The sequence below is a fragment of the Xanthomonas sp. NCPPB 1067 genome, assembly GCF_020783795.1.
GTDB lineage: Bacteria > Pseudomonadota > Gammaproteobacteria > Xanthomonadales > Xanthomonadaceae > Xanthomonas > Xanthomonas melonis.
Genome location: NZ_JAJGQG010000041.1, coordinates 1 through 26,715 on the forward strand (window position 1 = coordinate 1; position 26,715 = coordinate 26,715).

General features: G+C 65.8%; 19 protein-coding genes and 1 pseudogene. 5 read left to right on the plus strand and 15 right to left on the minus strand.

Annotation, left to right across the window (positions count from 1 at the left end; all coding sequences use genetic code 11):
• The 3 genes and pseudogenes from LL962_RS19605 to LL962_RS19615 all read left to right on the plus strand — a co-directional run.
• A pseudogene (locus LL962_RS19605) lies at nucleotides 1-2,194 on the plus strand (hypothetical protein); the annotation flags it as partial.
• Entirely contained in the window at nucleotides 2,148-2,870 is a 723-nt protein-coding gene (locus tag LL962_RS19610; protein WP_441004886.1) for a hypothetical protein, read from the plus strand. The pseudogene LL962_RS19605 and the gene LL962_RS19610, both read left to right, overlap by 47 nt.
• Before the next feature lie 561 nt (nucleotides 2,871-3,431).
• Nucleotides 3,432-4,298 carry a crotonase/enoyl-CoA hydratase family protein gene (locus LL962_RS19615; RefSeq protein WP_033480510.1) on the plus strand — a complete coding sequence of 289 codons (867 nt, stop codon included), beginning with the start codon at nucleotides 3,432-3,434 and terminating at the stop codon, nucleotides 4,296-4,298.
• A 56-nt stretch (nucleotides 4,299-4,354) separates the two neighbouring features.
• On the opposite strand, the gene LL962_RS19620 is transcribed toward LL962_RS19615, so the two are convergent.
• From LL962_RS19620 to LL962_RS19640, 5 genes are all read right to left on the minus strand, one after another.
• Nucleotides 4,355-6,520, minus strand: a complete 2,166-nt coding sequence (locus LL962_RS19620; protein WP_228318118.1) for an ATP-binding protein — start codon at nucleotides 6,518-6,520, stop codon at nucleotides 4,355-4,357.
• Nucleotides 6,521-6,522: 2 nt separating this feature from the next.
• On the minus strand, nucleotides 6,523-7,659 hold the full coding sequence (locus tag LL962_RS19625; RefSeq protein ID WP_104588820.1) for an HD-GYP domain-containing protein: 1,137 nt from the start codon (nucleotides 7,657-7,659) through the stop codon (nucleotides 6,523-6,525).
• 141 nt (nucleotides 7,660-7,800) lie between these two features.
• The gene (lysS, locus tag LL962_RS19630; protein ID WP_228318119.1) at nucleotides 7,801-9,318 is read right to left on the minus strand and encodes a lysine--tRNA ligase; all 1,518 of its coding nucleotides are present in this window, start codon (nucleotides 9,316-9,318) and stop codon (nucleotides 7,801-7,803) included.
• A 193-nt stretch (nucleotides 9,319-9,511) separates the two neighbouring features.
• Nucleotides 9,512-10,637 (minus strand): peptide chain release factor 2 gene (gene prfB / locus LL962_RS19635; RefSeq protein ID WP_104588822.1). Its coding sequence is split into 2 segments (ribosomal slippage): nucleotides 9,512-10,561 and nucleotides 10,563-10,637, totalling 1,125 coding nucleotides; the frame shifts between segments, so codons are not numbered across the junction.
• 290 nt (nucleotides 10,638-10,927) lie between these two features.
• Nucleotides 10,928-11,875 carry a LytTR family DNA-binding domain-containing protein gene (locus tag LL962_RS19640; protein WP_228318120.1) on the minus strand — a complete coding sequence of 316 codons (948 nt, stop codon included), beginning with the start codon at nucleotides 11,873-11,875 and terminating at the stop codon, nucleotides 10,928-10,930.
• Nucleotides 11,876-12,034: 159 nt separating this feature from the next.
• Between LL962_RS19640 and LL962_RS19645 the strand changes: the two genes are divergently transcribed.
• Nucleotides 12,035-13,243, plus strand: a complete 1,209-nt coding sequence (locus LL962_RS19645) for an acyltransferase family protein (protein WP_228318128.1) — start codon at nucleotides 12,035-12,037, stop codon at nucleotides 13,241-13,243.
• Between the two features lie 274 nt (nucleotides 13,244-13,517).
• Nucleotides 13,518-14,555 carry a DUF1176 domain-containing protein gene (locus tag LL962_RS19650; protein ID WP_228318121.1) on the plus strand — a complete coding sequence of 346 codons (1,038 nt, stop codon included), beginning with the start codon at nucleotides 13,518-13,520 and terminating at the stop codon, nucleotides 14,553-14,555.
• 347 nt (nucleotides 14,556-14,902) lie between these two features.
• Here LL962_RS19650 and recJ read toward each other — a convergent pair whose 3' ends face one another.
• From recJ to LL962_RS19700, 10 genes are all read right to left on the minus strand, one after another.
• Nucleotides 14,903-16,636: a single-stranded-DNA-specific exonuclease RecJ gene (recJ, locus tag LL962_RS19655; RefSeq protein WP_104588826.1), complete on the minus strand. Its 1,734-nt coding sequence runs from the start codon at nucleotides 16,634-16,636 to the stop codon at nucleotides 14,903-14,905.
• Nucleotides 16,633-17,553 carry a phosphoglycerate mutase gene (locus LL962_RS19660; RefSeq protein WP_228318122.1) on the minus strand — a complete coding sequence of 307 codons (921 nt, stop codon included), beginning with the start codon at nucleotides 17,551-17,553 and terminating at the stop codon, nucleotides 16,633-16,635. Before LL962_RS19660 ends, recJ begins: the two co-directional genes overlap by 4 nt.
• A gap of 19 nt (nucleotides 17,554-17,572) precedes the next feature.
• Nucleotides 17,573-18,037 carry a transcription elongation factor GreA gene (greA, locus tag LL962_RS19665; protein ID WP_208621496.1) on the minus strand — a complete coding sequence of 155 codons (465 nt, stop codon included), beginning with the start codon at nucleotides 18,035-18,037 and terminating at the stop codon, nucleotides 17,573-17,575.
• 8 nt (nucleotides 18,038-18,045) lie between these two features.
• Entirely contained in the window at nucleotides 18,046-21,288 is a 3,243-nt protein-coding gene (carB, locus tag LL962_RS19670) for a carbamoyl-phosphate synthase large subunit (protein WP_104588829.1), read from the minus strand.
• A gap of 3 nt (nucleotides 21,289-21,291) precedes the next feature.
• Nucleotides 21,292-21,717: a four helix bundle protein gene (locus LL962_RS19675; RefSeq protein ID WP_228318123.1), complete on the minus strand. Its 426-nt coding sequence runs from the start codon at nucleotides 21,715-21,717 to the stop codon at nucleotides 21,292-21,294.
• Nucleotides 21,717-22,937, minus strand: coding sequence for a glutamine-hydrolyzing carbamoyl-phosphate synthase small subunit (gene carA, locus LL962_RS19680; RefSeq protein WP_228318124.1), 1,221 nt, complete (start codon nucleotides 22,935-22,937; stop codon nucleotides 21,717-21,719). The genes LL962_RS19675 and carA overlap by 1 nt, the downstream gene beginning before the upstream one ends.
• Before the next feature lie 238 nt (nucleotides 22,938-23,175).
• Nucleotides 23,176-23,892, minus strand: coding sequence for a 4-hydroxy-tetrahydrodipicolinate reductase (dapB, locus tag LL962_RS19685; RefSeq protein ID WP_104588832.1), 717 nt, complete (start codon nucleotides 23,890-23,892; stop codon nucleotides 23,176-23,178).
• 179 nt (nucleotides 23,893-24,071) lie between these two features.
• Entirely contained in the window at nucleotides 24,072-24,785 is a 714-nt protein-coding gene (locus LL962_RS19690) for an MOSC domain-containing protein (RefSeq protein ID WP_425509879.1), read from the minus strand.
• Nucleotides 24,786-24,787: 2 nt separating this feature from the next.
• Nucleotides 24,788-25,990 carry an aminotransferase-like domain-containing protein gene (locus LL962_RS19695; protein WP_228318126.1) on the minus strand — a complete coding sequence of 401 codons (1,203 nt, stop codon included), beginning with the start codon at nucleotides 25,988-25,990 and terminating at the stop codon, nucleotides 24,788-24,790.
• A 162-nt stretch (nucleotides 25,991-26,152) separates the two neighbouring features.
• Nucleotides 26,153-26,653 carry a nuclear transport factor 2 family protein gene (locus LL962_RS19700; RefSeq protein ID WP_228318127.1) on the minus strand — a complete coding sequence of 167 codons (501 nt, stop codon included), beginning with the start codon at nucleotides 26,651-26,653 and terminating at the stop codon, nucleotides 26,153-26,155.
• Between the last annotated feature and the right edge of the window lie 62 nt (nucleotides 26,654-26,715).

Consider the following 26,715-nt stretch of genomic DNA (forward strand, 5'->3'; position numbering starts at 1 on the left):
TGCCCCACCTGATGGCAACCGCGTGCTGGAACTGGAGACCACGCGCGCACTGCTGCAACCCGCACTGGCTGAGCAGGTGCAGGCGATTGCCGCCATCCGGCAGTCCCCGCAGGACGTACAAGGCGAGCAGACGCTCTACCGCTATCGCATCGTCGGCACCGAGTTGCAGCCGCAATGGCGTGAAGCGATCGAACTGGCGACGCAACGCACCCGCGAGGCAGAGGGACTTGCGGGCGATGGCGCGCTGCAGTTGCAGCGCGGCCCTGGTGGAAGCTTCGGCGCCGATAGCCCGATTGCGCATCTGCAACGTGGCGCCGATGGCGTGGAGCGCATCGTGGCGGTCACCAGCACCGAGGACATCCGCCAGGCGTTGCAACAGGTACAGGCCCGGCAACAGCCCACTGCACCTGGGCAGCTGCTGGCCGCAAACGCCCGTGCCTCCGATGGCACGACGGACTCCGATACGTCGGCATCGCCGCCCTCCAACCAGCATGCGCTCGACGGACACGCGCAGGTCCAGGCGGCCAGCGCGGTGGAGGCACGCCAGCAACAGCAGCAGGACCAGCAGGCACAAGAGCAACAGCTGGCGCAGGCACGCGCCCACGCGCTGCAGGCGCAGGCGTCGCACGACGTTCGGGCCCAGGCCGCGCAGGCACTACAACTGCACGCCGTGCTGGAACTGCAGCAACAGCACGCACAGCGACTGGAGCAGCAGGAACGTCAGACCCAGGACGCCCAGCAACGCGAGCAAGTCCAGCAACAGGCACAAACGAGCCGAGAGCGTGAGCAGGAGCAGCGGGAGGCACACGACACGCAGCGGCGCGAACAGACACCGCAACAGACCGAGCAGACCCAGCAGCGGGAGCAGGAAACCTGCCGCGCCTTGGAAGCACAGCACGGCGAACGACAACGCATCCAGACCCAGGACACGCAGTTGACGGAGCAGCCGCTCGTGCAAGGCCAGGAGGCTGCGCGACGCGAGCCAGCAACGGACCGGGACCAGCCATTCGATGCCATTGCGCGTGCGCCATCAGCGCTCCACGCACAGGACATCGCGCAGCGCGAGGCGGAACAGCGCCCCACCTGGGACGACCGCACTCACCAGCCCCAGCTGCAGACCGCCCGACATGAGCAGGTTCAGACGGCAGAATTGACGCCGCATACGGTAAACCCACCGGCTCAGGAACAGCCCGCACACCAAGCGGAGCGGCAGGCAGCGATCGCGTATGCGCCTGCGGCACTTGAACAGCAGGAACTGGCAGCACGCCGCCAACGGAGCGCAATGCAGCCGGAGGTCGCTCGCGACGAGCTGTCCGTGCCAGGTGCGGATGCACCTCCCGATACGCGCACTGTGCAGTTGATGGATACCCCCTCCTTGCAGTCGCTCGCACCACCGATCGCCGAAGCGCAGCGCGAACAGACCCAGGCACGGGTAGAACAGCTTGCCTTAGAAGAAACGCCGGATCCCCCTGCAGTGCTCACTACATCCGCACATCGTGTATCAGCGACCGAGGCATTCGAGCCCGAGACAGATGCACAGGATTCTCCTGCCGCTGCGGTGCCCGCGGATCCGAACTCCTGGGCGGAGATCACCCGATCCATGCAGGCGCTGCGCATCCAGATCGAACAGGATGCCGAGATAGACAACCGTATCTTCCAGGCGCGACAGGCGCGCAAGGACAGAGGCGAGCAGCCTTATACCGATCTGGAATTACGCGAAGGCTATGATCCGGATGGTCCCTCTGGGCTGAGACCCCCACGCGCCCCGCCAGCAGACACGGTGCCACAATCTCTTGCCGCTGGCGAACAGGAAGATCGGCCGCCGCCCCGGCGTAAGAACATCACCGGCGATCCAGATGTGGACGAGTTGCTGTACGCCATCGATTGCAAGAACGAGCTGGCAATCGAACAGGCATTGAAGCGGGTCGCCAACAGCCCCTACAGCCAGGCCCTTGCCAAGCGGGGCCATGAATTCCTGGATGCGCAGGCCCTGCAGGAGGCCGAAGAGCAGGCAAACACGCGCCAGGCGTTGAACATGGACGTCTCGACAGAGGTGCAGACCAGCCGTGGCCCGGTAATGGTGATGACGCTACCCCAGTTCGCCAGGGGCCCGGCGATGCAAGGACCAGAGGGCGACGGCGGTGGAGGTGGCGACGGAGGCGGCGGTGGCGGTGGCGGTGGCGGTGGCGGATAACCGAAGTACGTTTGGCGCATTGAACCCACACGAGAATACGATGGACACGCAGACGACCTCAGCGCTGCCCGAAGACGACGGATCGGAAAGCGCAATGAAAGCATCGATCCAGGCCATGTCAGCCCTGATCGGGCAGTTGCAACGGCGGGAACAGGTTCTGGAAGATCTGGTGCGCCAGCAATTGCAGCTTCTGCAGAATACGGCCAGCAGCGCCGATCAGCGGGTCACCCGGGTGGTCGAGAACGCACTGCCACGCCTGACGCAACTGAGCCAGCAGGCACTGACGCAAACGCTACAACCAGCGGCCGAGCGCTTCAACAGGCAGCTGGTCGATGCAGACCAGACACTGGAGAAGGCCACCCGACGCTATGCGCAGGCACAGCACACCCTGGAAACCACCGCCATGCGCCGCATGTGGATCGGCTTCGTGACGGTGATCGTCGGGAGCATCCTGTGCGTTGGCGGCGCATTCTATGCGGTCAAGAGCGCCCAGCCGGTGCTGGCCGAGGCCGCGCAGCGCCGTGCGGAGATCGCTTTTCTGGAGCGTGTTGCCCGCGCCAATCTGGTGCCGTGCGGCGAAGACAGATTATGTGCGGAGCTGGAAAAGAAGGGGCCGCGCTACGGCGATCGCGGGCAGTATCGGGTGGTCGCCCTGCGCAAGCCCGCTTCGGAGTGACGGCGTGTCATGAAGTATTGATCTGAATGCTTGCGTGCAGCTTGCTACCGTCATCGCTGCTGCGCCGTCCCGGCATTCGGACCAAAAGTTCGGTGAGATTGCCAAAGTAGTGAACGTAATGTCGGGAAAATTCTGCGCCGCGAAATGCGCGACGCGTTCAAGGGGGTAGCCTCCCCTACCCCAGCAGCGCGAAGAGGCCTGCGATCCTCGACGGCGCCCGCATTGTCTACCCAGGCCTTGCGGGCGTTCTGCTTTCATGCAAATACCCGCATGCGCTGCAGATAGGCCCGACGCACACACTGGCAACGGACTGCCGCGGCGATCGCGATCCACATCTTTTCCAGGTTTTATGCGGCAGGTGATCCGACGCCGCCAGCCAGTGTACGCATGGCACCGTTTGAGGCCTTGCGTGACGCTCATACGAGCGGAACCGAAGGCACTCCCGTCTATTGGAAAGCCCTTTTCGTTCAGTCAGATAGCGCCAGTGTAGGATCCGCTTGTGGAGCCCGCACCGCCCGCTGCGCCACATAATCCGCGGGCGCTCTCCTCGGGAAGACGCCCATGAACACGATCGAAAAACTTCAGCAGCACACCAGCCATTCCACGATTCGCACGCACACGAGCCATGCCGATACAGGCCATTGGCTTTTTATGCATGCCGACGCATCCACTGGAGTCAGACCATGCTTTCGCCCCTCGTTAATGAGGGACATGCATGCACACCTCGACGCGCTTTCCGAGCAGTCAGGGGAAGCTCCCAGTGGCCTGCGCAGCCTCGTCCTCGCCTCTGACGCAAACGCTTTCAATCTTGGCGGAGATCTGGACCTGTTCGGCCAGATGATCCGCTCACGCGACAGACAGGGGTTGCTACGCTATGCGCAAAGTTGCGTAAGCGGCGTCTTCCAGTTCCATCAGGGAATGGGGGGCGACTTCAGAACCATTGCGCTCCTGCAGGGGGATGCGCTCGGCGGCGGCCTGGAAATGGCGTTGTCGTGTCATACGATCGTGGCCGAAGAAGGCGTGGGCATGGGGTTGCCCGAGGTCCTGTTCGGGCTGTTTCCCGGCATGGGCGCGTATTCGTTTCTGTCCAGGCGAGTGACCCCGCAGATGGCGGAGCGAATCATCCTAGAGGGCCACGTCTACAGCAGCGAAGAAATGCACGCGATGGGAGTGGTGGATATTCTGGTACCGCGCGGCCAGGGCATCCAGGCCACGCATGAACTGATTACCAGGCAGCAGCGTGCGCCGCAGTCGTACTTGGCAATGAATCGCGCAAGGCAGCTGTGCAACCCTGTCACGCTGAAGGAATTGCTTGCCGTGACGGAGGTTTGGGTGGAAGCGGCGCTGCAGCTGGGAGAGAAATCTCTCAGGACGATGGATCGTCTGGTGAAAGCGCAGACGCGACGAGCCGCAAAGGGAATTGCCTGATTAGCATGACAGCATGCAACAAGGGGAATCAGGCCCGGCGTTGCGCCGGGCTTTTTTTACGAGACATCTTCGCCGGAATTCTTCTCGAAACGCTCTTTCGCCCGTGACTCGAGTGCAGTTCGGCCCAACTCCAGATTGCGTTGCAACTGGTTGACGCGCGCCTGCCATTCGGACTTGATTTGCGCATCGGACATGCCCATCAGCTCTCCCCCCTGCTGAGCCAGGGTGACCAGACCAAGATTGCTGGCTACCCCCTTGGTGGCATGCGCATGCTCGCGCAGACGCTCCCAATCCGATGCCGCCGCATCGCCAGACATCGCCGCGATGCACGCATCAGCGTCGCTCAGACACTGGCGAATGAACTCCTTTTCGAAATTCTTGCCCATGCCGAGCGAGGCCAGCTCTTCGAGCACAGTGACGTCGAGAATGCCATCGGCGGCCGAACTCACCCGTAGCGGAGGCACAGCCAGTGGGGTGAGTTTGCCCTGGGCGGCAATCTCCGCAAGCGTGTCCAGCAACTTGATGGCGATGACGGGCTTGGCCAGGAAGGCATATGCGCCGGCCTGCTCGCAGCTACGGATCGCTTCCGGCGTCACGTCCGCGCTGAGGACCACCACCGGCGTCCTGGGCTGGCTTCCCGCCTGCATCACACGCAGCTGCTTCAGCAGATCCAGCCCGCTCACTCCCGGCATGTGCAGGTCGACGATGGCGACATCGAAATCAGCGTCGGCAAGCGTATCCAGCACCTGCTCGCCGCCATCGACGCAGGTCACCTTGTGGCCGGCCTTCTGCAGCAGTCGCTGCAGAACCATGCGATTGGCGGCATGGTCGTCGGCCACCAGGATCTGCAACGTACGGACCCGCGCCCGATGGCGCAGGAACGGGTCGGTGAAGGCGATTACGTTGCCGTTGTCGCTCTCGCGCGGCTCACCGCCCTGCGGCAAGGCTGCACCGGAATCCAGCGCCTGCGCGAACGGCAACTCGAACCAGAAGCGACTGCCGCCGCCTGGATTTTCCTCGAAGCCGATCTGGCCATCCATCGATTCGACCAGGCCCTTGGCGATGGTCGTGCCCAGCCCGCTTCCCTCGAAGCGCCGCGCCAGCCCGTTGTCCGCCTGTTCGAAGGCCTCGAACAGGCGCGGACGCATTTCGCTCGGCACGCCGATTCCGGTGTCGACGATGTCGAAGCGCAGACGGATCATCCCCTCGCCCGGACGTGCCACGGCGGCGACCGTCACATCGACCTGTCCCTGGTCGGTGAACTTGATCGCATTGCCTGCCAGATTCAGCAGGATCTGGCGCAAATGCCCGGCATCGCCGATCAATGCATCGGGAACGTCCGCGGCAATGGCGACCGCATACGCCAACCCCTTATTGCGCGCCTGCGGCTGAAGGATCAGACCGATGTTGCCCAGCAGGTCGCGTAGAGCGAAGTCGCGCCGTTCAACGCGCACCTTGCCGGCTTCGATCGCCGAGATATCCAGCACCTCTTCCACTAGCGACAGCAGGCTGCGTGCCGATGCCTGGATGGTGTTCAGACATTCGCGCTGTTCCGCATCCAGCCGCGTGGTGGCCAGCACTTCGGTCATTCCGGACAGGCCATTGAGCGGGGTGCGGAACTCGTGGCTCATGTTGGCCAGGAAACGGCTCTTGGCCTCGCTGGCGCGGCGCGCCTCCGCCATCGCCCGCGTGAGCTTGCTCAGCAGGCCGGACAGGTACAACGGAATGGCCGCCAGACCGAGCCATAGCCCGACACCGAGCCCGAAATTGCGCTTCCAGTAGTCGTTGGTGAACAACGTGATGCCAAAGCTCGTCATCGCCATCGCCACGGCCAGATACAGATAGCGGCTGCCGAAGCGCAAGCCGTTGCCTACGGTCACCCACATCACCACGACGTAGATGCAGGCCATCGGCTCTCCGATCGCGCTCATGGCCATGGACATCAGGCCGTAGTCGGCCAGCATCCCGAGGATGCGACGCGGGTGCGAGCGCTGCGGCCTCAGCACGATCCAGGCAAAGATCACCAGTGCCAGCGCCTGGCTGAGCAGGGTCAGTCCGATGACATAGAACACCTGCGTGGCCGGTAGTGCCCAGCGACCGGCGAACAGTGCTTCGTACACCAGAATCAAGGCCACCATCGCAATGCGGATCAGCGCCTGACCATGCTCGCTATCCTGACGGAGTGCGAGCCTGCTGCGCACGTCTCGGAGCATGCCGGACATGCTCACACCCCGGGTCGCGCCGATGCGGTGGAGAACTCCCCGCAGATCTGATCGAGCTGGGCGCGGCCGCGCAACAAGGCATCCACGCACCGCGGGTCGAACAGGCGGCCACGCTGGGCATACAGATAGGCCAGTGCTGCATCCATGGTCCATGCTTCCTTGTAGGGGCGCGGCGACAGCAGGGCGTCGAACACGTCCGCCACCGCCACGATGCGTGCTTCCAGCGGGATCGCCTCGCCAACCAGGCCGTCCGGATAACCGGTGCCATCGTAACGCTCGTGATGGCGCAGTGCGATCAGCGCGCCGACCTGGATGAACCGGTTCTGGCTACCGCTGAGCAATTCGTAGCCGATGCGCGGATGGCGTTTCATCACGCTCATCTCGTCGTCGGTGAGCTTGCCCGGCTTGAGCAGCACCGCGTCGGGAATGGCGATCTTGCCCATGTCGTGCAGCGGCGCGGCCATCTCGATGATACGCACTTCTTCTTCGGACAACCCCAGCTGCTCGGCGATCAGGCCGGCCACGTGCGACATGCGCTCCAGGAACGCACTGGTGCCCGAATCGCGGTATTCGATGGCGCGCGCCAGCCGCGACAGGGTCTCGCGCTCGCGCTCCTCGACCTCGTTCATGCTGGCCAGCAGACGCTGCTCCAGCGACAGCGCCCGTTGCTTGACGCTCTCGCTCTGCTGGCGCAGCTGCAGCAGGTTGGCGCAGCGCGCGCGCAGTTCGCGCGGGCGGATCGGCTTGACCAGGAAGTCGATCACCCCCGCTTCCAGCGCCGCCTGCCGGATCGGCTCGTCGCCGACGATGGTGATCAGGATGATCGGAATGTCGCGATGGCTGGGCAGCCGGCGCAGGCGCCGCGCGAACTCCAGCCCGTCCATGCCGGGCATGCGGTAGTCGAGCAACAACAGGTCCACGCGCCCGGCCTCGCACCAGGCCAGCGCGTCCAGCGGATCGCCGAAATCGAACACCTTCAATTCCGGGGCGATATCCTCGATGACATGGCGCAGCATCGTCCGCGCAGACATCTGGTCATCGACAATGACGATGTTCAATCCCAGATCCGCCTTTTCCGCCCAGCTTCCCCATGTATCCGCCGACACCATGCCGCCCGGACTCCCTGAAACATCCTGCATAGCCGTTGCTCCTCTATCACGAGAACGGAAAAGCGATGATGCCGACCCCTGTGTCGACTCCCGGGCACCGCACGCGGTGCCTGGCTCCGCCCTAGCATATGCAGTATCCGTGCCGTCGGCACGCCTGTCGCACAAAAAAAGTCAGGCTTCCGGACGCATGTAAGGGAAAAGCAGGACATCGCGGATCGAGGTGCTGCCGGTCAGCAGCATCACCAGACGATCGATCCCGATGCCCAGGCCGCCGGTCGGCGCCATGCCGTACTCCAACGCACGGATATAGTCGGCGTCGTAATGCATCGCCTCATCGTCGCCGCCGTCCTTGGCCTGCACCTGGGCCTGGAAGCGCGCAGCCTGGTCTTCGGGGTCGTTGAGCTCGGAGAAGCCGTTGGCCAGCTCCTTGCCGTTGATGAAGAGCTCGAAGCGATCGGTGTAGCCCGGTTCGGTGTCGCTGGAACGTGCCAGCGGCGACACCTCGACCGGGTGGTCGGTGATGAAGGTCGGCTGCACCAGGGTGTGCTCGACGGTGGCTTCGAAGATCTCCAGCAGCAGCTTGCCCCAGCCGTAGGACGGCTTGACCCGGATCTTCAGGCGCTCGCAATGCCGCAGCAGCGCCTCACGGTCGGTGCAGTCGGCCACACTGATCTCGGGGTTGTGGTGGCGCACCGCCTCGTCCATGCGCCAGCGCCGGAAAGCCGGCGCCAGATCGATGTCGGCGCCATCCCAGCTCACCCGGGTGGCCCCCAGGACGGTCTGCGCGGTGTCGCGGATCACCTGTTCGGTCAGGTCCATGATCTCGTGGTACGTGGCGTAGGCCTCGTAGAGCTCGAGCATGGTGAATTCGGGGTTGTGCCGGGTCGACACGCCCTCGTTGCGGAAATTGCGATTGATTTCGTACACGCGCTCGAGCCCGCCAACCACCAGGCGCTTGAGATACAGCTCCGGGGCCACGCGCAGGTACAGGTCCAGGTCCAGCGCGTTGTGGTGGGTGGTGAACGGCTTGGCAGTGGCGCCGCCGGGGATGTAATGCATCATCGGCGTCTCCACTTCCAGGAAACGGCGCCCATCCAGCCACGCGCGCAGCGCGCGGATGATCTTGGAGCGCTTGATGAAGACCTCGCGCGCCTCCGGCGTCACGATCAGGTCGACGTAGCGCTGGCGGTAGCGCTGCTCCACATCCGACAGCCCGTGCCACTTGTCCGGCAGCGGGCGCAGCGATTTGGTCAGCAGCCGCAACGCACTGGCCTTGACCGACAGCTCGCCGGTCTTGGTGCGGGTCAGCCCGCCCTCCACCGCTACGATGTCGCCCACGTCCCAGCCCTTGAAGGCGGTGTAGGCATCGCCCAGCACGTTGCCCTGCAGGAACAGCTGCACGCGCCCGGACTCGTCCTGGATCTGCGCGAAGCTGGCCTTGCCCATCACCCGCTTGGCCATCAGGCGGCCGGCCATGCGCACGGTGCGTCCGGCCGCTTCCAGCGCGTCGGCCGTCCAGGTGTCGGCATCGGCGAACTCGGCCTGCAGATCGCCGGCGAAGTGCTCCCGGACGAAGTCGTTGGGGTATGCGATGCCCTGGCCGCGCAAGGCGCCCAGTTTCGCGCGACGCTCGGCGATGAGGCTGTTCTCGTCGGCGGGGATCTGCGGCGCGGGGGTCTGCTCGGTCATGGCGGGAATCGGTCTACTGGTGGGGCGGGCACTGGCCCGGTGGGGATGACGGCCGGCGATGCCGGCCGGATTGCGACACTGCAGCGGCGGTGTCGCAGATGCTGCGATGGACACTCGCCAGTGGCGGCCAGGCCGTCACCGACGCGCGCGGTGCTGCAGCCGATGCGCCAAGGTCGCCACATCGGCGCTGCGGTCAGGCATCCAGGCGTTTGGAGCCTGCCGCCAGGCCGGCCTTCAGGCTGGCCTCGACGAAGTCGTCCAGGTCGCCGTCGAGTACCTTCTGCGTATCGCTGCGTTCGACGCCGGTGCGCAGATCCTTGATGCGGCTCTGGTCGAGCACGTAGTTGCGGATCTGGCTGCCCCAGCCGATGTCGGACTTGGTGGCCTCCAGCGCGTCCTTCTCGGCGTTGCGCTTCTGCACTTCCAGTTCGTACAGCTTGGCGGCCAACATCTTCATCGCGTTATCGCGGTTCTGGTGCTGGCTGCGGCCGGTCTGGCAGGCGACCACGACGCCGGACGGAATATGCGTGATGCGCACCGCCGATTCGGTCTTGTTGACGTGCTGGCCACCGGCGCCAGAGGAGCGATACACGTCGGTGCGCAGGTCGGCCGGGTTGATGTCGATCTCGATGTTGTCGTCCACTTCCGGCGACACGAACACCGAAGTGAAGCTGGTATGCCGGCGGTTGTCCGAGTCGAACGGCGACTTGCGCACCAGCCGGTGCACGCCGATCTCGGTCTTGAGCCAACCGTAGGCGTACTCGCCTTCGATGCGCACGGTGGCCGACTTGATGCCCGCCACTTCGCCGCCGGACACTTCCATCAGCTCGGTCTTCCAGCCGCGCGACTCGGCCCAGCGCAGGTACATGCGCAGCAGAATTTCGGCCCAGTCCTGTGCCTCGGTGCCGCCGGCGCCGGCCTGGATGTCGACGAACGCGTTGGCGCCGTCCATCTGCCCGGAGAACATGCGCTGGAATTCCAGCTTCTCCACGTGCGCCTGGTACTTGTCCAGATCGGCAATCACCGCCACCGCCGTGTCTTCGTCCTGCTCGCTGTCGGCCAGCTCCAGCAGATCGCCGGCATCGGCCAGCCCGGCCAGCACATCGGCAATACCCACGACGGTCTTCTCCAGCATGGAGCGCTCACGCCCCAGGGCCTGGGCACGCTCGGCGTCGTTCCACACATCCGGGCTTTCCAGTTCCCGGCTGACTTCCTCTAGACGCTCTTTCTTGGCGTCGTAGTCAAAGATACCCCCTGAGCGAGAGCACGCGATCGTTGAGATCGGTGATGCGCTGGCGGATCGGATTGGTTTCGATCATGACGAATTTCCGGCAAACAAGCGCGCTAGTTTAGCAAGCGGGCCGCATCCGCGTAACGCGGCAGTGGATGGCGTCCGACCACGGCCCGGCACCACCTCATGAACCGTCCAGCAGCGTGCGAACCCCATCCAGCGCGTAACGCCGCGCACCGGCTGCCTCGCTGGGAAGGACCAGACCCGTCGTTCGGTGTCCCCGGGACCAACGACATCACACGCCGCCGGCGCCTCGATCCTGCACGCCCCTGGGCATGCCCGTGTAGAACACTGCACCGCCGCTGGCGGGCGCATGCTTCAGGCAGTCACCGCGTCCGGCCTGGATGTGCCGACCACCTGGCCGGCCCGCGCGCGCAAGCCGGCCAGATGGCTGCGGCTGCACGGCAACACCGTCGCATCGCGCAGGTGCACGCGCGCGTCGCCGGAATCGGCCGGTTCGATCGCCTGGACCTGGCCCAGATTGACCAGATAGCTGCGGTGGATCCGTACGAAGATAGCCGCGTCCAGTCGGGCCTCGATCGCTGCCATGGTGCTGCGCAGGGGATAGTCATGACCGCGCACGCGCAGGTTGACGTAGTTGCCGGAGGCCTGGATCCATTCGATATCGGCCGTCGCCACCAGGAAATCGCGGCCGAGCTTGCGCACCAGGAAGCGTTCCGGGCGATCCAGCGGCTCCACCGGCGGCCCCTCGTCCGGCGCGGCGAGCAGATGCGCCTCGCCCTGCCGCCGCCGTGCATACCAGCCCAGTGCGTGCTGCACCGCCACCAATAGCGCAAAGGTACGCAGATCCTTGGATAGCTCATACACCCACTGCAACCAGCCGCCGAAATCGTAGTGCGCGCCGGCGAGTGCGTAGACCAGCTTGCGCACCAGCACCATGCCGGCGACATGCGCCAGCCACCACCCCAGGGCAGCGGCCAGGTACAGCGGCACACGTCGCAGCCAGGCATCGGCATGCAACGGCCAGCGCGCGCATAGCCACAACACCGCCGGCAGCAGCAACAGCGCGGCGGTGGCGCTGCTCAGTTCCCAACTCAGCAACTGCCACAGCACGATCGGTTGGCCGTCGCGGCGCGCAGCCAGACAGGCGGTCCAGACGTTGCCCAGCGCACTCAGGTAAAACACCAGCGACCAGATCGCCACGGCCCAGCGCGTGGCTGCACGGCCGGCCCGGTCCCGGGCGATTGGCGGGCGTGACCCGGTCGATTCCATTGCACACGTCCGCAGTTGGCAGGTGCCGATCATAGAGGCCCGCGCGGCAAGGCGAAACCACGGCCCCGGCCGTCCCCATTCGTCCCTGGATGGGCGCAACTGGTCACTGCGGGCGGTGGTTTCCACCCCTGGCCCCACCTGCGGCAAGGGCTGGTGGGCAGGATGCGTCCACTCCTCCAGTCACCGCCAACCATGACCGAGCGCCGCCACGATCTCGATGCCCTGCGCGTCTTCGCCTTTGCCCTGCTGATCCTCTATCACGTGGGCATGGCCTATGTGGCCGGCTGGGACTTCCATTTGAAGAGTGCCTACACAACCGACTGGCTGCAGCCGCCGATGATTGCGCTCAACCGCTGGCGGATGCCGCTGTTGTTCATGATCTCCGGCATCGCGATCGGCCTCGCACGTGCCGAACGTGCGCCCTGGCAGTTCGCATGGCGGCGCTGCGGGCGCTTGCTGCCGCCCCTGCTGTTCGGCATGTTCGTGGTGGTCTCGGTGCAGGCCTACTGCCAGGGCGTGAGCAACGGCAAGGTGGTTCCCGGCTTTGGCAGCTTCCTGCTGCGCTATTGGCAGGTCCGGCCATGGCCGGCCGGCAGCTTCGACGGCTGGGAACATGGCATCACCTGGAACCACCTGTGGTACCTGGCCTATCTGCTGCCCTACACCTTGGTGTTGATGGCGATGATCGCACTGCGCCGCGCTTTGCCGATCACCCTGCCGCCGCTGCCCGCCTCCATGGCGGTCCCTGCCCTGCTGCTGGTGCCGATCGTGTGGGAAGCCTTCTGTGTGCTGTGGGTGTTGCCACGTCATCCACCGAGCCATGCCCTGGTCGGCGACTGGTTCGTGCATGCCGAATCGTTCCCACTGTTCGTGCTTGGGTATGTGCTGGCCCACGCCGCCCGGTTCTGGACGTGGGCGGTGCAGTTGCGCTGGCCGACACTGCTTGCCGCGCTGCTGGCGATCGCCACCGAGCTGAGCATTCGTCACCTGGGCCGTACCCTGGATACGGCCCAGCTCAGCGCGACACTGGCCAGCGTGCGCTGGGATGTGATCGAACGGCTGGCGCGCGCGGCCTATACCTGGCTGGCCTTGCTGGCGCTGCTGGGGTGGGCACGGCATCGTCTGGAACGCCCGTTCGCCTGGCTGCCGTATTGCACCCAGGCGGTGTTCCCCTGGTACATCCTGCACCAGAGCCTGATCATCCTGGCGCTGTACTGGCTGGCACCGCTGCAGTTGGGTCCCTGGCTGGAGCCGGCGCTGGTACTGCTCATCACCGTGGCGGGTTGCCTGCTGTTGCACGAAACCCTGATCCGCCGCGTGCGCTGGTTGCGGCCGTTGTTCGGCATGCCGATGCGCGAGCCCGCTGCCCGCACACACGTAACGACCCCGGCGGCGGCATAGCCGTGCATGGCGAAGTCGCGCGTGTCCGTGCACGACTTGGCTCCATCGATGTATCGCGCCGAGCAGCCATGATGCGATGTGGAGAATCCATATACGAACATGCCGCTGCGTGTAACACGACCGGACCGGGTGCCATCACCGCCTGCACGCAGCGCTGCTGCAGGCGACGTGCTTCCACACCATGAATGACGATCACCACCGATGGACGGGCTGGCTGGACGCACCGCACATGGCATCGCAAGATGCCCGCCCGACCTGCGTTCAAGGAACCACGATGCGCCCCGCCCTGCTTGCCGCATCATTGCTGCTCAGCTCCATGGTTGCCCAGGCCGCACCGGCCACCAGCGTCGACTTCACCCATGACGACTGGACCATCGCCTGCGACAACACCCGTATCTGCCGCGCTGCCGGCTATCAGCCGGACGAAGGCGAGCACCTGCCCGTATCGGTGTTACTGACCCGCAAAGCCGGTGCCGGCCAGGCGGTCACCGCAGAACTGATGCTGGGCCAGTACGACGAGGTCAAACTGCCGGCTTCGCTCAGCCTGCAGATCGATCAGCGCAATCTGGGCAAGCTGGCGCTGGACGGCAACAGCGGCACCGCGTCGCTGAGCAGCGCCCAGGTCGCCGCACTGCTGGCGGCCTTGCCACGCAGCAGCACGATCGTCGCACTCGGCAACGATGGCCGCCGCTGGCAGCTATCCGACAAGGGCGCGTCGGCGGTCTTGCTGAAGATGGATGAGTTCCAGGGCCGGCTGGGCACGCGCGGCGCGCTGGTGCGCAAGGGCGACCGCGACGAATCCGCCGTGCTGCCACCGCTGCCGGTACCGCAGGTCCGCGAGGCCAGGCTGGCGGCGCCGCAGGCAGACGACGCACGCCTGGCCACGTCGCCGGCGCTGTATCAGGCCCTGCGTGCCAGCCTGCCTGCCGATGAGCAATGCAAGGGCCTGGAGCCCGGCGATGCATCGGAACCACTGACCATCACCCGCCTGAGCAGCGACAAGCTGCTGGTCTCCACTGCATGCTGGACGGGGGCCTATAACGCTGGCAGCGGCTTCTGGGTGGTCAATGCACGCGCGCCGTTCGCGCCGACCTTGGTCACCTTGCAGGGCAGCGACCTGGATGGCGCCACCATCGTGGCCTCGCACAAGGGCCGCGGGCTGGGCGATTGCTACAGCCACGCCGCGTGGACCTGGGATGGCCGCCGCTTCGTGCAGACCTCCGAATCCACCTCGGGCCTCTGCCGACTGGTCTCTGCCGGTGGCGCGTGGGAGCTGCCGACCGTGGTCACCGAAGTCAAGCCGTCGCATTGATCGAAGCGCCGGCAGTGCATGCCTGCGCTGGCTTGCGAGAGGACCAATGGCGATGATGGATACGCGTGGCGGGATGGATGCCGCCATCGAGCCTCCACGGACGGATTCACGGCGTGTCCCACAAGCGGTGAGGGCATCGCACACTCGACGCTGCGCATTTGCTGCTGGGCCCTTGCCCGCCCACCATCGCGGGACACGCTGCAAGTACGTCCTTGTAAGCTCCCTGGCGGCCTCCATGCCGCCAAGGGTCCGGCGACGGTGGGCGGGCAAAGACCAGTCGAGATGGTCGGTTTGTCAGGGCAAGCGATACTGATTGCGGTGCCTGGATAACGACGCGCGCGAAGCTCTCAGCCTGTTGCCGGCTCGCAATGCTCGATGATCAACTGCACCGCGGTGCCGCCGCGGTAGTCGTCGCTGACCAACCGATAGGCGATGTGCAGGACGCGCGCCGGCGCGCTACCCTGCCAGCCGTTGAAATGGATGGCATTGAGCGGCTCGGCACGGCCGGCGCAACGCAGCGTCAGCTTGAGGTGGCGCTCCTTGAGCACGCGATGCTGCAGCACTTCGAACTGCCCATCGAACAGTGGCTCGGGAAAGCCCTGCCCCCACGGGCCGGCCACGCGCAGCGCTTCGGCATGCAGGTGATCGAGTTCGTGCGCGGCCAGTTCGCCGTCGCTGTGCAGTTCGGCCTGCAACAGCGAGGCGTCCACCATCGCCTGCACCTGCGAACGAAACGCCTGCTCGAAGGTCGGCAACGCGGCAAGTTCGATACTCAGCCCGGCCGCCATCGCATGCCCGCCGAATTTCTGGATCAGGCCGGGATGGCGCGCATCCACCGCCGCCAGTACATCGCGGATATGCAGGCCCGGAATCGAGCGCGCGGAGCCGCGCAACTGGCTGCTGCCCGGCTCAGCCGGCGCCAGCGCGATCACCGGGCGGTGCAGCCGATCCTTCAGCTTGGAGGCCACCAGACCGATCACGCCCGGATGCCAGTCCGGGTCGAACAGGCAGGCGGCGATCGGCAAGACGCCGTCGGCGTCCAGCACCACCTTCGCCACCGCCTGCTCGGCATCGTCGGTCATCAACTGCTGCACCGCACGGCGTTCGGCGTTGATCTCTTCCAGGGTGCCTGCGATCTCGCGTGCGCGGTTCCAGTCCTCGCAGAGCAACAATTCGATGCCCAGCGCCATGTCTTCGAGACGGCCAGCCGCATTCAAGCGTGGGCCGAGCGCGAACCCGATATCGCTGGCGCTCAGCCGCGCCGCATCGCGGCCGCTGGCATCGATCAAGGCACGCAGGCCGATGCAGCCGCGCCCCTCGCGCAGGCGCCGCAGGCCGGCCGATACCAGCGCGCGGTTATTGGTGTCCAGCGGCACCAGGTCGGCCACCGTGCCGACCGCCACCAGATCCAGCAGCGCCGACAGATCCGGTTCGGTGCGGTCGGCGAACACGCCACGCGCGCGCAGCACGCCACGCAAGGCCAGCAGCACGTAGAAGATCACGCCCACGCCGGCCAGGCTTTTGCTCGGGAAATCGTCGACGGCCAGATTCGGATCCACGATCGCATCGGCCGGCGGCAACACCTCGCCCGGCAGATGGTGGTCGGTGACCAGCACCGTCCAGCCACGCGCCTTGGCCGCGGCCACGCCGGCATGACAGGCGATGCCGTGATCGACGGTGACCAGCACGTCCGGCTGCAACGCGGCCAATTCATCGACCAACGCAGGCGACAGGCCATACCCATGCACCATGCGATTGGGCACGGCGTGATGCACATCCAGTGCGCCCAGCATACGCAGGCCGCGCACGCCGACCGCACAGGCGGTGGCGCCATCGCAATCGAAATCGCCCACCACCAGGATGCGCCGTTGCTGGGCGATCGCATCGGCCAGCAAGGTGGCGGCCACGGCGCTGTTGTGCAGCCGCTCCGGCGACAGCAACTGCCCCAGCCGCGGCTGCGCGCCCTGCGCATCGGTCACCCCGCGCGCCGCGTAGAGGCGGCGCAGCAGCGGCAACATCGCATCGGGCCAGCTACCGGCCTGCCCCGCCGGGCGCCGGACGATCCGTGGGCTGGCCGTCATTGCGCCAGCTGTATCCGAGGCGAACGCCAGAACCGCCAGCGCTGCGTGCGCGTCAGCGACAGCGTTTCGCCATCCTGGAAATCCAGTACCAGCCGATCCAGTTCGCCGCGCGCCATCGCCGCCAGCAGCGGAGCCACCGCGTCATCACCGAATTGCTGCAGCGAGCGCAGATGGCGCAGATCCACCAGCGCATCCACGCGTTGTTCGCCCTGCGCATCGGCGCCGGCCGCCAGGGCCAGCGCACGCAGCAGCGACTCACGGCTGCGTACCTGGCGATGCGGCGAGGTCACCGCTTGCGGCAGCACTCCGCCACCCCAGAACCACAACGAATTGATCGCGGGTTTGCCGCTGGCCACACGCACCTGGTTCCAGGGATGCTGGTGCAGCAGCACCTGCGCTTCGGTCAACAGCGCACGCCAGCGCCGGCCAAGATCGCCGGCGGGCAGATGGTCGAATAGATCGTCACCGATGGCCACCTCCGGCGGCACGAACTCGGGCAGCTTCGCATCCGGCGACAAGCGCAGATACCAGCGCGACGGCGTGGGCGCATCGAGCAGGAATCCCGCATCGCCGAACATCGGCTTGAGGATCGGCAGCAGCATCGCCAGGTCTTCGGCGGTGGCACCGAGCGCTTCGCCGTAGCCCATCAGCCGCGCGCCCTGCATGTCCGGCACCACATAGGCCGGATCGGCGCGTACCCAGGTCGCGCCGGCCGCATCGCCGGCGTCCAGCTGCCGGGTCAGCGCGGCCACCGGCCAGTGCGCGGGCGTCAGCGTGAAGTGCCGCTGCAGCTGCGCCACCTCGCCGGCGTTGGCGTCGTGCCGGTCGGCGCGCGCCAACGCGCGCGTCACCGCCGCGGTGTCCAGGGTTCCGGGCAGGCGGCGTTTTTCCGGCAGCAGCAGCGTGGCGGTTGTCATCGCGTGGACGTTCCTAGAATCAATCCAGGTAGGCGACGCTGACCACTTCGTATTCGCGCTGGCCGGCCGGCGCGTCGATGGTCACCGCATCGCCTTCCAGCTTGCCGATCAGGGCGCGTGCCAGCGGCGAGGAGATGGCGATCAGGCCCATCTTGATATCGGCTTCCAGGTCGCCAACGATCTGGTAGCGCTTCTCTTCGTCGGTTTCGACGTCGGCCAGCGTCACCGTGGCACCGAACACGATCTTGCTGCCGGCGCCGAGCTTGGTGATGTCGATGATCTCCGCGTGCGAGAGCTCGCTCTCCAGCTGCTTGATGCGGCCTTCGATGAAGCCCTGCTGCTCACGCGCGGCGTGATACTCGGCGTTTTCCTTCAGATCGCCATGTCCGCGCGCCTCGGCGATTGCGGCGATCACCTCCGGACGCTTGACCGACTTCAGCTGATCGAGTTCCTCGCGCAGCCGCTGCGCGCCTTTGGCGGTGATGGGTGCTCTCATGCTTGTAGCTCCTTGTGCAGTTCCTGCAGCGACCAGACGGGGCCGGTGCCGCGGAATTCCAGCGAATGCACCAGCGCCTTGGCGCCGGCGACAGTGGTCGAATAGGTTACCCGGTGCTGCAGCGCTTCACGCCGGATCGAGAACGAGTCGGAGATGGCGGCGCGGCCTTCGGTGGTGTTGACGATATAGACGATCTCGCCGTTCTTGATCGAATCGACGATATGCGGGCGGCCCTCGGCGACCTTGTTGACGATCTCGCAGCTCAGCCCGTTCTGCTGCAGCCAGGCACCGGTACCGCGGGTGGCCACCAGGGTGAAGCCGCGTTCCACCAGCGCCTGCGCCACCGGCAGCACGCGCTGCTTGTCCGGATCGCGCACCGATACGAAGGCCTTGCCCACCGGCGGCGCCTTGATGCCACCGGCTTCCTGCGCACGCGCGAATGCGGCACTGAAGCTGCGGCCCACGCCCATCACCTCACCGGTGGAGCGCATCTCCGGCCCGAGGATCGGGTCCACGCCCTGGAACTTGGCGAACGGGAAGATCGCTTCCTTCACCGAGTAGTAGTCCGGCACGATTTCCTTGGTGGCGCCCTGCTCGGCCAGCGTCTTGCCGGCCATGCAACGCGCGGCGATCTTGGCCAGCGGCATGCCGATGGCCTTGGACACGAACGGCACCGTGCGCGATGCGCGCGGATTGACCTCCAGCAGATACACGATGTCGTCGCCCGCATCGTTGACCTGGACCGCGAACTGGGTGTTCATCAGGCCGACGACATTCAGGCCTTCGGCCAGCATCACCACCTGGCGACGCAGTTCGGCCTGGGTCTTGGGCGAGAGCGAGTACGGTGGCAGCGAGCAGGACGAATCGCCCGAATGCACACCGGCTTCCTCGATGTGTTCCATCACCCCGCCGATCAGCACCTTGCCGTCCTTGTCGGCGATGATGTCCACGTCCACTTCCACCGCGTTGTCCAGGAAGCGGTCCAGCAGCACTGGCGAATCGTTGGACACCTTGACCGCGTCGCGCACGTAGCGCGCCAGGTCGGATTCGCCGTACACGATCTCCATCGCACGGCCGCCCAGCACGTAGCTCGGGCGCACCACCAGCGGGTAGCCGATCTCGCGCGCCAGCACCAGGGCCTCTTCGGCATTGCGGGCGATGCGGTTCGGTGGCTGCTTCAGGCCCAGCTTGTCGACCAGCTGCTGGAAGCGCTCGCGGTCCTCGGCCAGGTCGATCGAATCCGGCGACGTGCCGATCACCGGCACGCCATTGGCTTCCAGCGCACGCGCCAGCTTCAACGGGGTCTGCCCGCCGTACTGCACGATCACGCCCTTGGGCTGCTCCAGCTCGACGATCTCCAGCACGTCTTCCAGCGTCAGCGGCTCGAAGTACAGGCGGTCGGAGGTGTCGTAGTCGGTGGACACGGTCTCCGGGTTGCAATTGACCATGATGGTCTCGAAACCATCGTCGCGCAGCGCCAAGGCCGCGTGTACGCAGCAGTAATCGAACTCGATGCCCTGGCCGATGCGGTTGGGGCCGCCGCCGAGGATCATGATCTTGTCGCGACCGGTAGGCAGCGCCTCGCATTCGTCCTCGTAGGTCGAATACAGATAGGCGGTGCTGGTAGCGAATTCGGCTGCGCACGAGTCCACGCGCTTGTAGACCGGACGCACTTTGAGCGCACGCCGCAAGGTGCGCACCGATTCCTCGTTGCTGCCGGTGAGCTGGGCCAGACGCGCATCGGAGAACCCGGCGCGCTTGAGCGTGCGCAGACGCGCTGCATCCAGCGCCGCCATGCCGTCGTCGGCCAGTTGCTGTTCGTGGCCGATGAGCTCTTCGATCTGGTCCAGGAACCAGGGGTCGATGAACGAGAGCGCGTAGACCTCGTCCACCGTCATGCCGGCCCGGAAGGCATCGGCCACGTAGAACAACCGCTCCGGGCCCGGTGCCTTGAGCTCGCGCTTGAGCACGACCAGATCGTCTTCGCTGCCCAGATCCAGGCCGGTCGGATCCAGCCCGATCTTGCCGGTTTCCAGGCCACGCAGCGCCTTCTGCAGCGATTCGGAGAACGTGCGGCCCATCGCCATCACCTCGCCGACCGACTTCATCTGCGTGGTCAGGCGCGCATCGGCCTGCGGGAACTTCTCGAACGCAAAGCGTGGAATCTTGGTGACCACGTAGTCGATCGACGGTTCGAACGAGGCCGGGGTCAGCCCACCGGTGATCTCGTTGCGCAACTCGTCCAGCGTATAGCCCACCGCCAGCTTGGCCGCGACCTTGGCGATCGGAAAGCCGGTGGCCTTGGAGGCCAGCGCCGAGGAGCGCGAGACGCGCGGATTCATTTCGATCACCACCACCCGGCCGGTGGTCGGGCTGATGCCGAACTGCACGTTCGACCCGCCGGTGTCCACGCCGATCTTGCGCAGCACCGCGATCGAGGCATCGCGCAGGCGCTGGTATTCCTTGTCGGTCAGCGTCTGCGCCGGTGCCACGGTGATCGAATCGCCGGTGTGCACGCCCATCGGATCGAGGTTCTCGATCGAACAGACGATGATGCAGTTGTCCGCGGTGTCGCGGACCACTTCCATCTCGAATTCCTTCCAGCCCAGCACCGATTCTTCCACCAGTACCTCGGTGGTCGGCGACAGCTCCAGACCGCGGCCGACGATCTCGATCAGCTCTTCGCGGTTATAGGCGATGCCGCCGCCACTGCCGCCCAGGGTGAAGCTGGGGCGGATGATGGTCGGGTAGCCGACGCGGGTCTGGATATCCAGCGCTTCTTCCAGCGTGTGCGCCACTTCGGCCTTGGGACATTCCAGGCCGATCTCGCCCATCGCCACGCGGAACAGCTCGCGGTCTTCGGCCATGCGGATCGCTTCGCGCTTGGCGCCGATCAGTTCGACGTCGTACTTCTCCAGCACGCCGTGATCGGCCAGATCCAGCGCGCAGTTCAGTGCGGTCTGCCCGCCCATGGTCGGCAGCAGCGCATCGGGCCGTTCCTTGGCGATGATCTTCTCGACCGTCTGCCAGTTGATCGGCTCGATGTACACGGCGTCGGCCATGTTCGGGTCGGTCATGATGGTGGCCGGGTTGCTGTTGACCAGCACCACGCGGTAGCCCTCGTCGCGCAACGCCTTGCACGCCTGCGCGCCGGAGTAATCGAACTCGCAGGCCTGGCCGATGACGATCGGGCCGGCGCCGATGATGAGGATGGTTTTAAGGTCGGTACGACGTGGCATTTTTCAGTAATCCTCAACGTTCTCTGAGATGCGGGACCCGGGACCCGGGACTCGGGAGCCGGATTCAAGCCGACGCTGCAGTGACTGCTGCAATCTGGAAAGCATTTGACTCACACGCTCGCAGAGCTGCAGCGCGCTGTTCAGTCCTGCAGGCTCGCCCATTGCAAGCCTTTCGACGAGTAGCAACTGGGTCTGCAGTTCGGCGCACGACCCCATGGCGATCGCGACGAAACGTGCGTAATCCCGCGTAAAGCCTCGTGCATTGCCTTCGGCGATATTGGAAGGAATCGACACCGCGGAGCGCTGCAGTTGTGCTGTCAGACCGTAACGCTCGACAGCCGGCAACGATGCAGTAAGCAAATACACATCTTCGGCGAGCTGCATCGACAGCTGCCACACTTCGAGCTCCCGAAAATGGGAGACCGCCATCAAACTGCCTTCTCCGGGTCCCGGGTCCCGGGTCCCGGGTCCCGACGTGCAGCGTCCCGCATCAGCGCAGTGAACCGATCGAACAACGGCCCCACATCGCGCGGGCCCGGCGATGCTTCCGGGTGGCCCTGGAACGAGAACGCCGGTGCGTCGGTCAGCGCGATGCCCTGATTGGTGCCGTCGAACAGCGAACGGTGAGTCACGCGCACATTGGCCGGCAGCGTGCTCTCGTCCACGGCAAAACCATGGTTCTGCGAGGTGATCATCACCCGACCGCCATCCAGATCCTGCACCGGGTGATTGGCGCCGTGGTGGCCGGTGGTCATCTTGAGCGTCTTCGCACCGGCGGCCAGCGCCAGCAACTGATGCCCCAGGCAGATGCCGAAGGTCGGCACCTTCCTGGCGACCAATTCCTTGATCGCAGCGATGGCGTAATCGCAGGGCTCCGGATCGCCTGGGCCGTTGGACAGGAACACGCCGTCTGGATTCATCGCCAGAACCTCGGCGACCGGGGTCTGTGCCGGCACCACGGTGACGTCGCAACCGCGCTCGGCGAGCATGCGCAGGATGTTGAGCTTCACGCCGTAGTCGTAGGCGACAACTTTGAATGCGAGTCCCTCGCCAGAGCCCGCACTTCCATGTGCGGACTTTCCACTATTCAATGCACCGAGACCCAGAAAGGCGCCTGAGTTCAGGTCCAGCTGGCCTTCCTGCCAGGCGTAGCTGGTCTCGGTCGAAACCACCTTGGCCAGGTCCATGCCCTTCAGGCCGGGAAACTTGCGCGCGGCTTCCAGTGCGGTGTCGACGTCGATCTCGCCGGCCATCAGCGCGCCGTTCTGCGCACCTTTTTCGCGCAGCAGACGGGTGAGCTTGCGGGTATCGATGCCGGAGATGGCCACCACACCACGTGCCTGCAACCATTCCGGCAGGGCCACCTGGCTGCGCCAGTTGCTGGGACGGCGCGGCACATTGCGCACGATCAGGCCGGCGGCCCAGATCTTGCTGGCCTCGTCGTCCTGGTCGGTGAAGCCGGTGTTGCCGATATGCGGATAGGTCAGCGTGACCATCTGGCGGGCGTAGGAGGGATCGGTCAGGACTTCCTGGTAACCGGTCATGGCGGTGTTGAACACCACTTCGCCGACGGAAAGCCCGTTGGCGCCTACGGATTCGCCCTCGAACACGGTGCCGTCTTCGAGGACAAGGATTGCGGGTTGGGTCACGTGGGGTCTCGCTCTGGCTGCCTGGGACTCCGATGCGCTCCCGGCCAAATTCCGGTTGCAGCAAAGCGCGGACGCGGTGCTGAGGACCGGTCCGACGCTGGTTCGGGCAAGCGAGAATTGTAATGGCAAGTGCCCTGGCTTGCCAGTCCGCACGGTGCGAGCGGAGGCAATGGCAGCGCAACATGCGGGTGAAGACGGCAATCGCCACAGCAACCGTTCATGCCCGGTTGCGCAGTGGCTACAACACCAGATCGCGTACCCGGTAACTGCCGGCCGGCCGGCCAGTCAGGCGCTTGGCCGCATGCAGCGCCCCGCGCGCGAAGATATCGCGGTTGGTGGCGCGGTGTACCAGCTCCACCCGCTCGCCCAGCCCGGTGAACTGCACCGTGTGTTCGCCGACGATGTCGCCGGCACGCAGGCTGGCAAACCGCGGCTGCGCACCGCTGCCGGTCGCAGCTTCGCCCAGGGTCAGGGCGGTGCCCGAGGGCGCGTCCTGCTTGTGCACGTGGTGTGCCTCGATGATGTCGCAGTCCCAGCCCGGCAAGGTGCCGGCGGCCCGTTCGACCAGCTCGGCAAGCACCGCCACACCCAGGCTGAAGTTGGACGCCCACACCAGCGGAATCTGTTGCGCCGCTTCCAGCAATGCGCTGCGCTGCGCCTCGTCCAGCCCGGTGGTGCCCGATACCAGCGGTTTGCCGCGCTGTGCACACAAGGCCAGGATCGGCGCAAAACCCTGCGGCAGGCTGAAATCGATCGCCACATCGAAGGCCGGCGCTCCGCCCAGCTCGCTGGCAGCGAAGAACGGCACGCCCTCCACCACGCGCTGCGCAGGAGAGCGCCCCACCACCGCGCCCACGACCTGCAGGGCATCGTCTTCAGCCGCCAGACGCAGCAAGGCCTTGCCCATCCGCCCGGAGGCGCCGTGGATCAATACTTTTACAGGAGACGTCGTCATGCCCGCAGGCTAGCGAGGCTGCGGGGGTTGCACAAGGTGCCGGGAATCGGGATTCGGGATTGGGGATTCGAAAAAAGCCGACGCCGGAAGCCGTATGTGGATGCAGAAGGTCGTGGGACGTCTACTGCGAGGCGCGGGCTGCTGGCTGGACGAGCGTGAGCGCTGGCAAGCGGTGCTGCTTATTCTTCCAGGCCGTCCAGACGCTTGCTCCAGCTTTCGATCTGGCTGCGTTGCAGGCGACGTTCGAACAGGCTACGCCACGCTGGCACCAGCGGCAGTGCCAGCACCTCGGCGATGGCGGCTTCGTCCACTGCACGTGCGTAGAGCAGCTGTTGCAAGCGCGACAGCGGCCAGCGCGGATACGGACGCGCCTGCAAGGTCAAACTGTCGCCTGCAACCACGATGCCGGGCTGCAACACGCGGTAGTACCAGCCGGTGCGGCCGCTATCCTGCACGCGACGCGCCATGTCGCGTACGCCGAAGCGATCGGACAACTTCCAGCATGGCTGGCGTGATTGCGACACCTCCACCACCGCCGTGCCCAGCGCGAAGCGATCGGCCAGGCAGACGTCGGCTTCGGTCAACCCGGTGCTGCTGAGGTTTTCGCCGAACGCGCCGGCCGCCTCGAGCAGCGCATGCGCACAAAGTTCGTCGCGCCAGGCGGCATAGTGGTCGCGCGGGTAATGATGGATTGCCTTGTCCGGCCCGCCATGCACGCGGCGGTCGCCTTGCTCGTCGCCCTCCAGCCCGCTCACATCCACGCGCACCGGCCCGGGCACCACGCGCTTGTCGATCGCACTGCGGGTGCCCGGACGGGTGAAATCGCGCGCGATGCCGATGGCGACGCTGTCGATCAACGTGGCGACCGGCGCCTGCAGGACTGTCTCCTGCACCATCACGCGCCCTGCCCCGGCATCTCGGCCAGCGCTTCACGCACTACCTCGCCCAGCACGCGAATGCCGGCATCGATCTTCTCGCCCGGTACCGTGACGAACGACAGGCGCAAGGTATTGGCCTGCGGCAAGGTGGCGAAGAACGGCGCGCCGGGCACGAACGCGACATTGCGCGCGATCGCCCGCGCCAACAGCGCGGTGCCATCCAGCCCCGGCGGCAGGCTCACCCACAGGAACATCCCGCCTTCGGGGCGGTTCCACCGCACCTGAGCCGGGAAATGCCGGTCCAGCGCTTCCAGCATCAGGCTGCACTGGCGTGCGTACAGGGCGCGGATCTGCGGGATATGGGTCTGGAGAAAATCGTCCTGCAGGGTCTGGTACACCACGCGCTGAGTGAACGATGGCGTGTGCAGATCGGCCGCCTGCTTGGCCTGGATCAACTTGCCCAGTACCGCTTCAGGTGCGACCACGTAGCCCAGCCGCAGACCGGGCGCGAGCACCTTGGAGAACGAGCCCATGTAGACGACGCCCTCGGGATTCATCGACAACAAGCTCGGCAACGGTTGCCCGCTGTAGTACAGCTCGCCGTAGGGGTCGTCTTCGACGATGGGCACGCCCGCCTGCGCTGCGCGCTCCACCAGCATCTGGCGCCGCGCCAACGGCAGGCGGCGCCCGGTGGGATTCTGGAAATTCGGCAGGCAGTACAGGAAACGCGCATCGGCCAGCAGTGCAGGATCCAGCGCTTCGGCCACCACGCCCTCATCGTCGGAGGGCATGCCGACGAAGCTCGGCTGGAACAGCGAAAACGCCTGCAAGGCGCCGAGATAGCTCGGCGTCTCCACCAACACCTTGCTGCCTTCGTCGATGAACACCTTGCCCAGCAGATCCAGGCCCTGCTGCGAGCCAGTGGTGATCAAGACCTGGCTGGGCCGGATGCTGGCGCCATCGCGGCTCAGCCGCGCGGCCACCCATTCGCGAAGCGGCGCATAGCCTTCGGTCGGGCCGTATTGCAGCGCGGCCTGCGGCGCATCGCGCAGCACCTGGTCGCTGGCCGCGCGCATGCGCTCCACCGGGAAGGTCGCCGGCGATGGCAGGCCACCGGCGAAGGAGATCACCTCCGGCCGCTCGGTCACCTTGAGGATTTCGCGAATCGCCGAACTGGTCAGCGCCTGCGCACGTCGGGAGATCTGGAAGGAAGTGGTCATGGCACAAGCATACCCAACCACTATCGCGTTGACGCTGTGCACCGCAGCGTGCAGTGCATGCAGCCGTTGCAGATGGCATCGGGAAGTCGAACGCCCCGGCCATCGACGCAGACCTGGATCGGTCACGCGTGCTCCGAGCGCGCCGCTATCGCAGGTGCCAGGCTATTGGTAGGCCGGCCCTACCCAGGCCGTGCCTTCGCTGCGCACAATCAGTGTCTTCCAGCGCTGACGGATCAGCTTGTCGCGCGCGCGGAAGGTCATGCGCAGACCCGGCAGGCCGAGCGTGGCACGCGTTTCCACCAGCGCCGATCGCTCGTCGGGCGCGATCTCGATCTTGGTGATCGTCTGCTTGTAGTCGATCAGTTCTTCCGGCTCCGCCACATGGCGCATCCGGCTGAGCACCTGCGCCCATTCGCCGTTGGATTTGCAGTATTTGGCGCGATTGGTGGTCTCGCGCTTCTGATGGGAATCCATGCGGTACAACACCACCATTTCGAATTCCGGCGCCGTCATCCCGCACAGGGCCTCGCCATCCTGGCCCATCATCGCCTTGTCCTGCGCGGCGTAGAAATCGCGCACTTGTTTTTCGCCCAGCGAGTTACCGCCATAGTTGTACAGCCCGGCCACCGCGGCCAGGATCGCCAGCAACACCAGCAAACGCATCTGCCATCCCCTGTCATGCCGCGTCCTGCGGCCGCGCAAGTGTAGCCGAGCTTGCGGGGCTC

Bases quoted from the DNA above. Each gene is read 5' to 3' on its own strand.
- LL962_RS19675 (WP_228318123.1), bottom strand. From the start codon at position 21,717: ATGGCGGTCTCCCATTTTCGGGAGCTCGAAGTGTGGCAGCTGTCGATG.
- LL962_RS19640 (WP_228318120.1), bottom strand. From the start codon at position 11,875: ATGATCGGCACCTGCCAACTGCGGACGTGTGCAATGGAATCGACCGGG.
- LL962_RS19660 (WP_228318122.1), bottom strand. From the start codon at position 17,553: ATGACAACCGCCACGCTGCTGCTGCCGGAAAAACGCCGCCTGCCCGGA.
- LL962_RS19700 (WP_228318127.1), bottom strand. From the start codon at position 26,653: ATGCGTTTGCTGGTGTTGCTGGCGATCCTGGCCGCGGTGGCCGGGCTG.
- LL962_RS19615 (WP_033480510.1), top strand. From the start codon at position 3,432: ATGAACACGATCGAAAAACTTCAGCAGCACACCAGCCATTCCACGATT.
- LL962_RS19650 (WP_228318121.1), top strand. From the start codon at position 13,518: ATGCGCCCCGCCCTGCTTGCCGCATCATTGCTGCTCAGCTCCATGGTT.
- LL962_RS19620 (WP_228318118.1), bottom strand. From the start codon at position 6,520: ATGTCCGGCATGCTCCGAGACGTGCGCAGCAGGCTCGCACTCCGTCAG.
- LL962_RS19645 (WP_228318128.1), top strand. From the start codon at position 12,035: ATGACCGAGCGCCGCCACGATCTCGATGCCCTGCGCGTCTTCGCCTTT.
- LL962_RS19695 (WP_228318126.1), bottom strand. From the start codon at position 25,990: ATGACCACTTCCTTCCAGATCTCCCGACGTGCGCAGGCGCTGACCAGT.
- recJ (WP_104588826.1), bottom strand. From the start codon at position 16,636: ATGACGGCCAGCCCACGGATCGTCCGGCGCCCGGCGGGGCAGGCCGGT.
- LL962_RS19625 (WP_104588820.1), bottom strand. From the start codon at position 7,659: ATGCAGGATGTTTCAGGGAGTCCGGGCGGCATGGTGTCGGCGGATACA.
- carB (WP_104588829.1), bottom strand. From the start codon at position 21,288: ATGCCACGTCGTACCGACCTTAAAACCATCCTCATCATCGGCGCCGGC.
- dapB (WP_104588832.1), bottom strand. From the start codon at position 23,892: ATGACGACGTCTCCTGTAAAAGTATTGATCCACGGCGCCTCCGGGCGG.
- lysS (WP_228318119.1), bottom strand. From the start codon at position 9,318: ATGACCGAGCAGACCCCCGCGCCGCAGATCCCCGCCGACGAGAACAGC.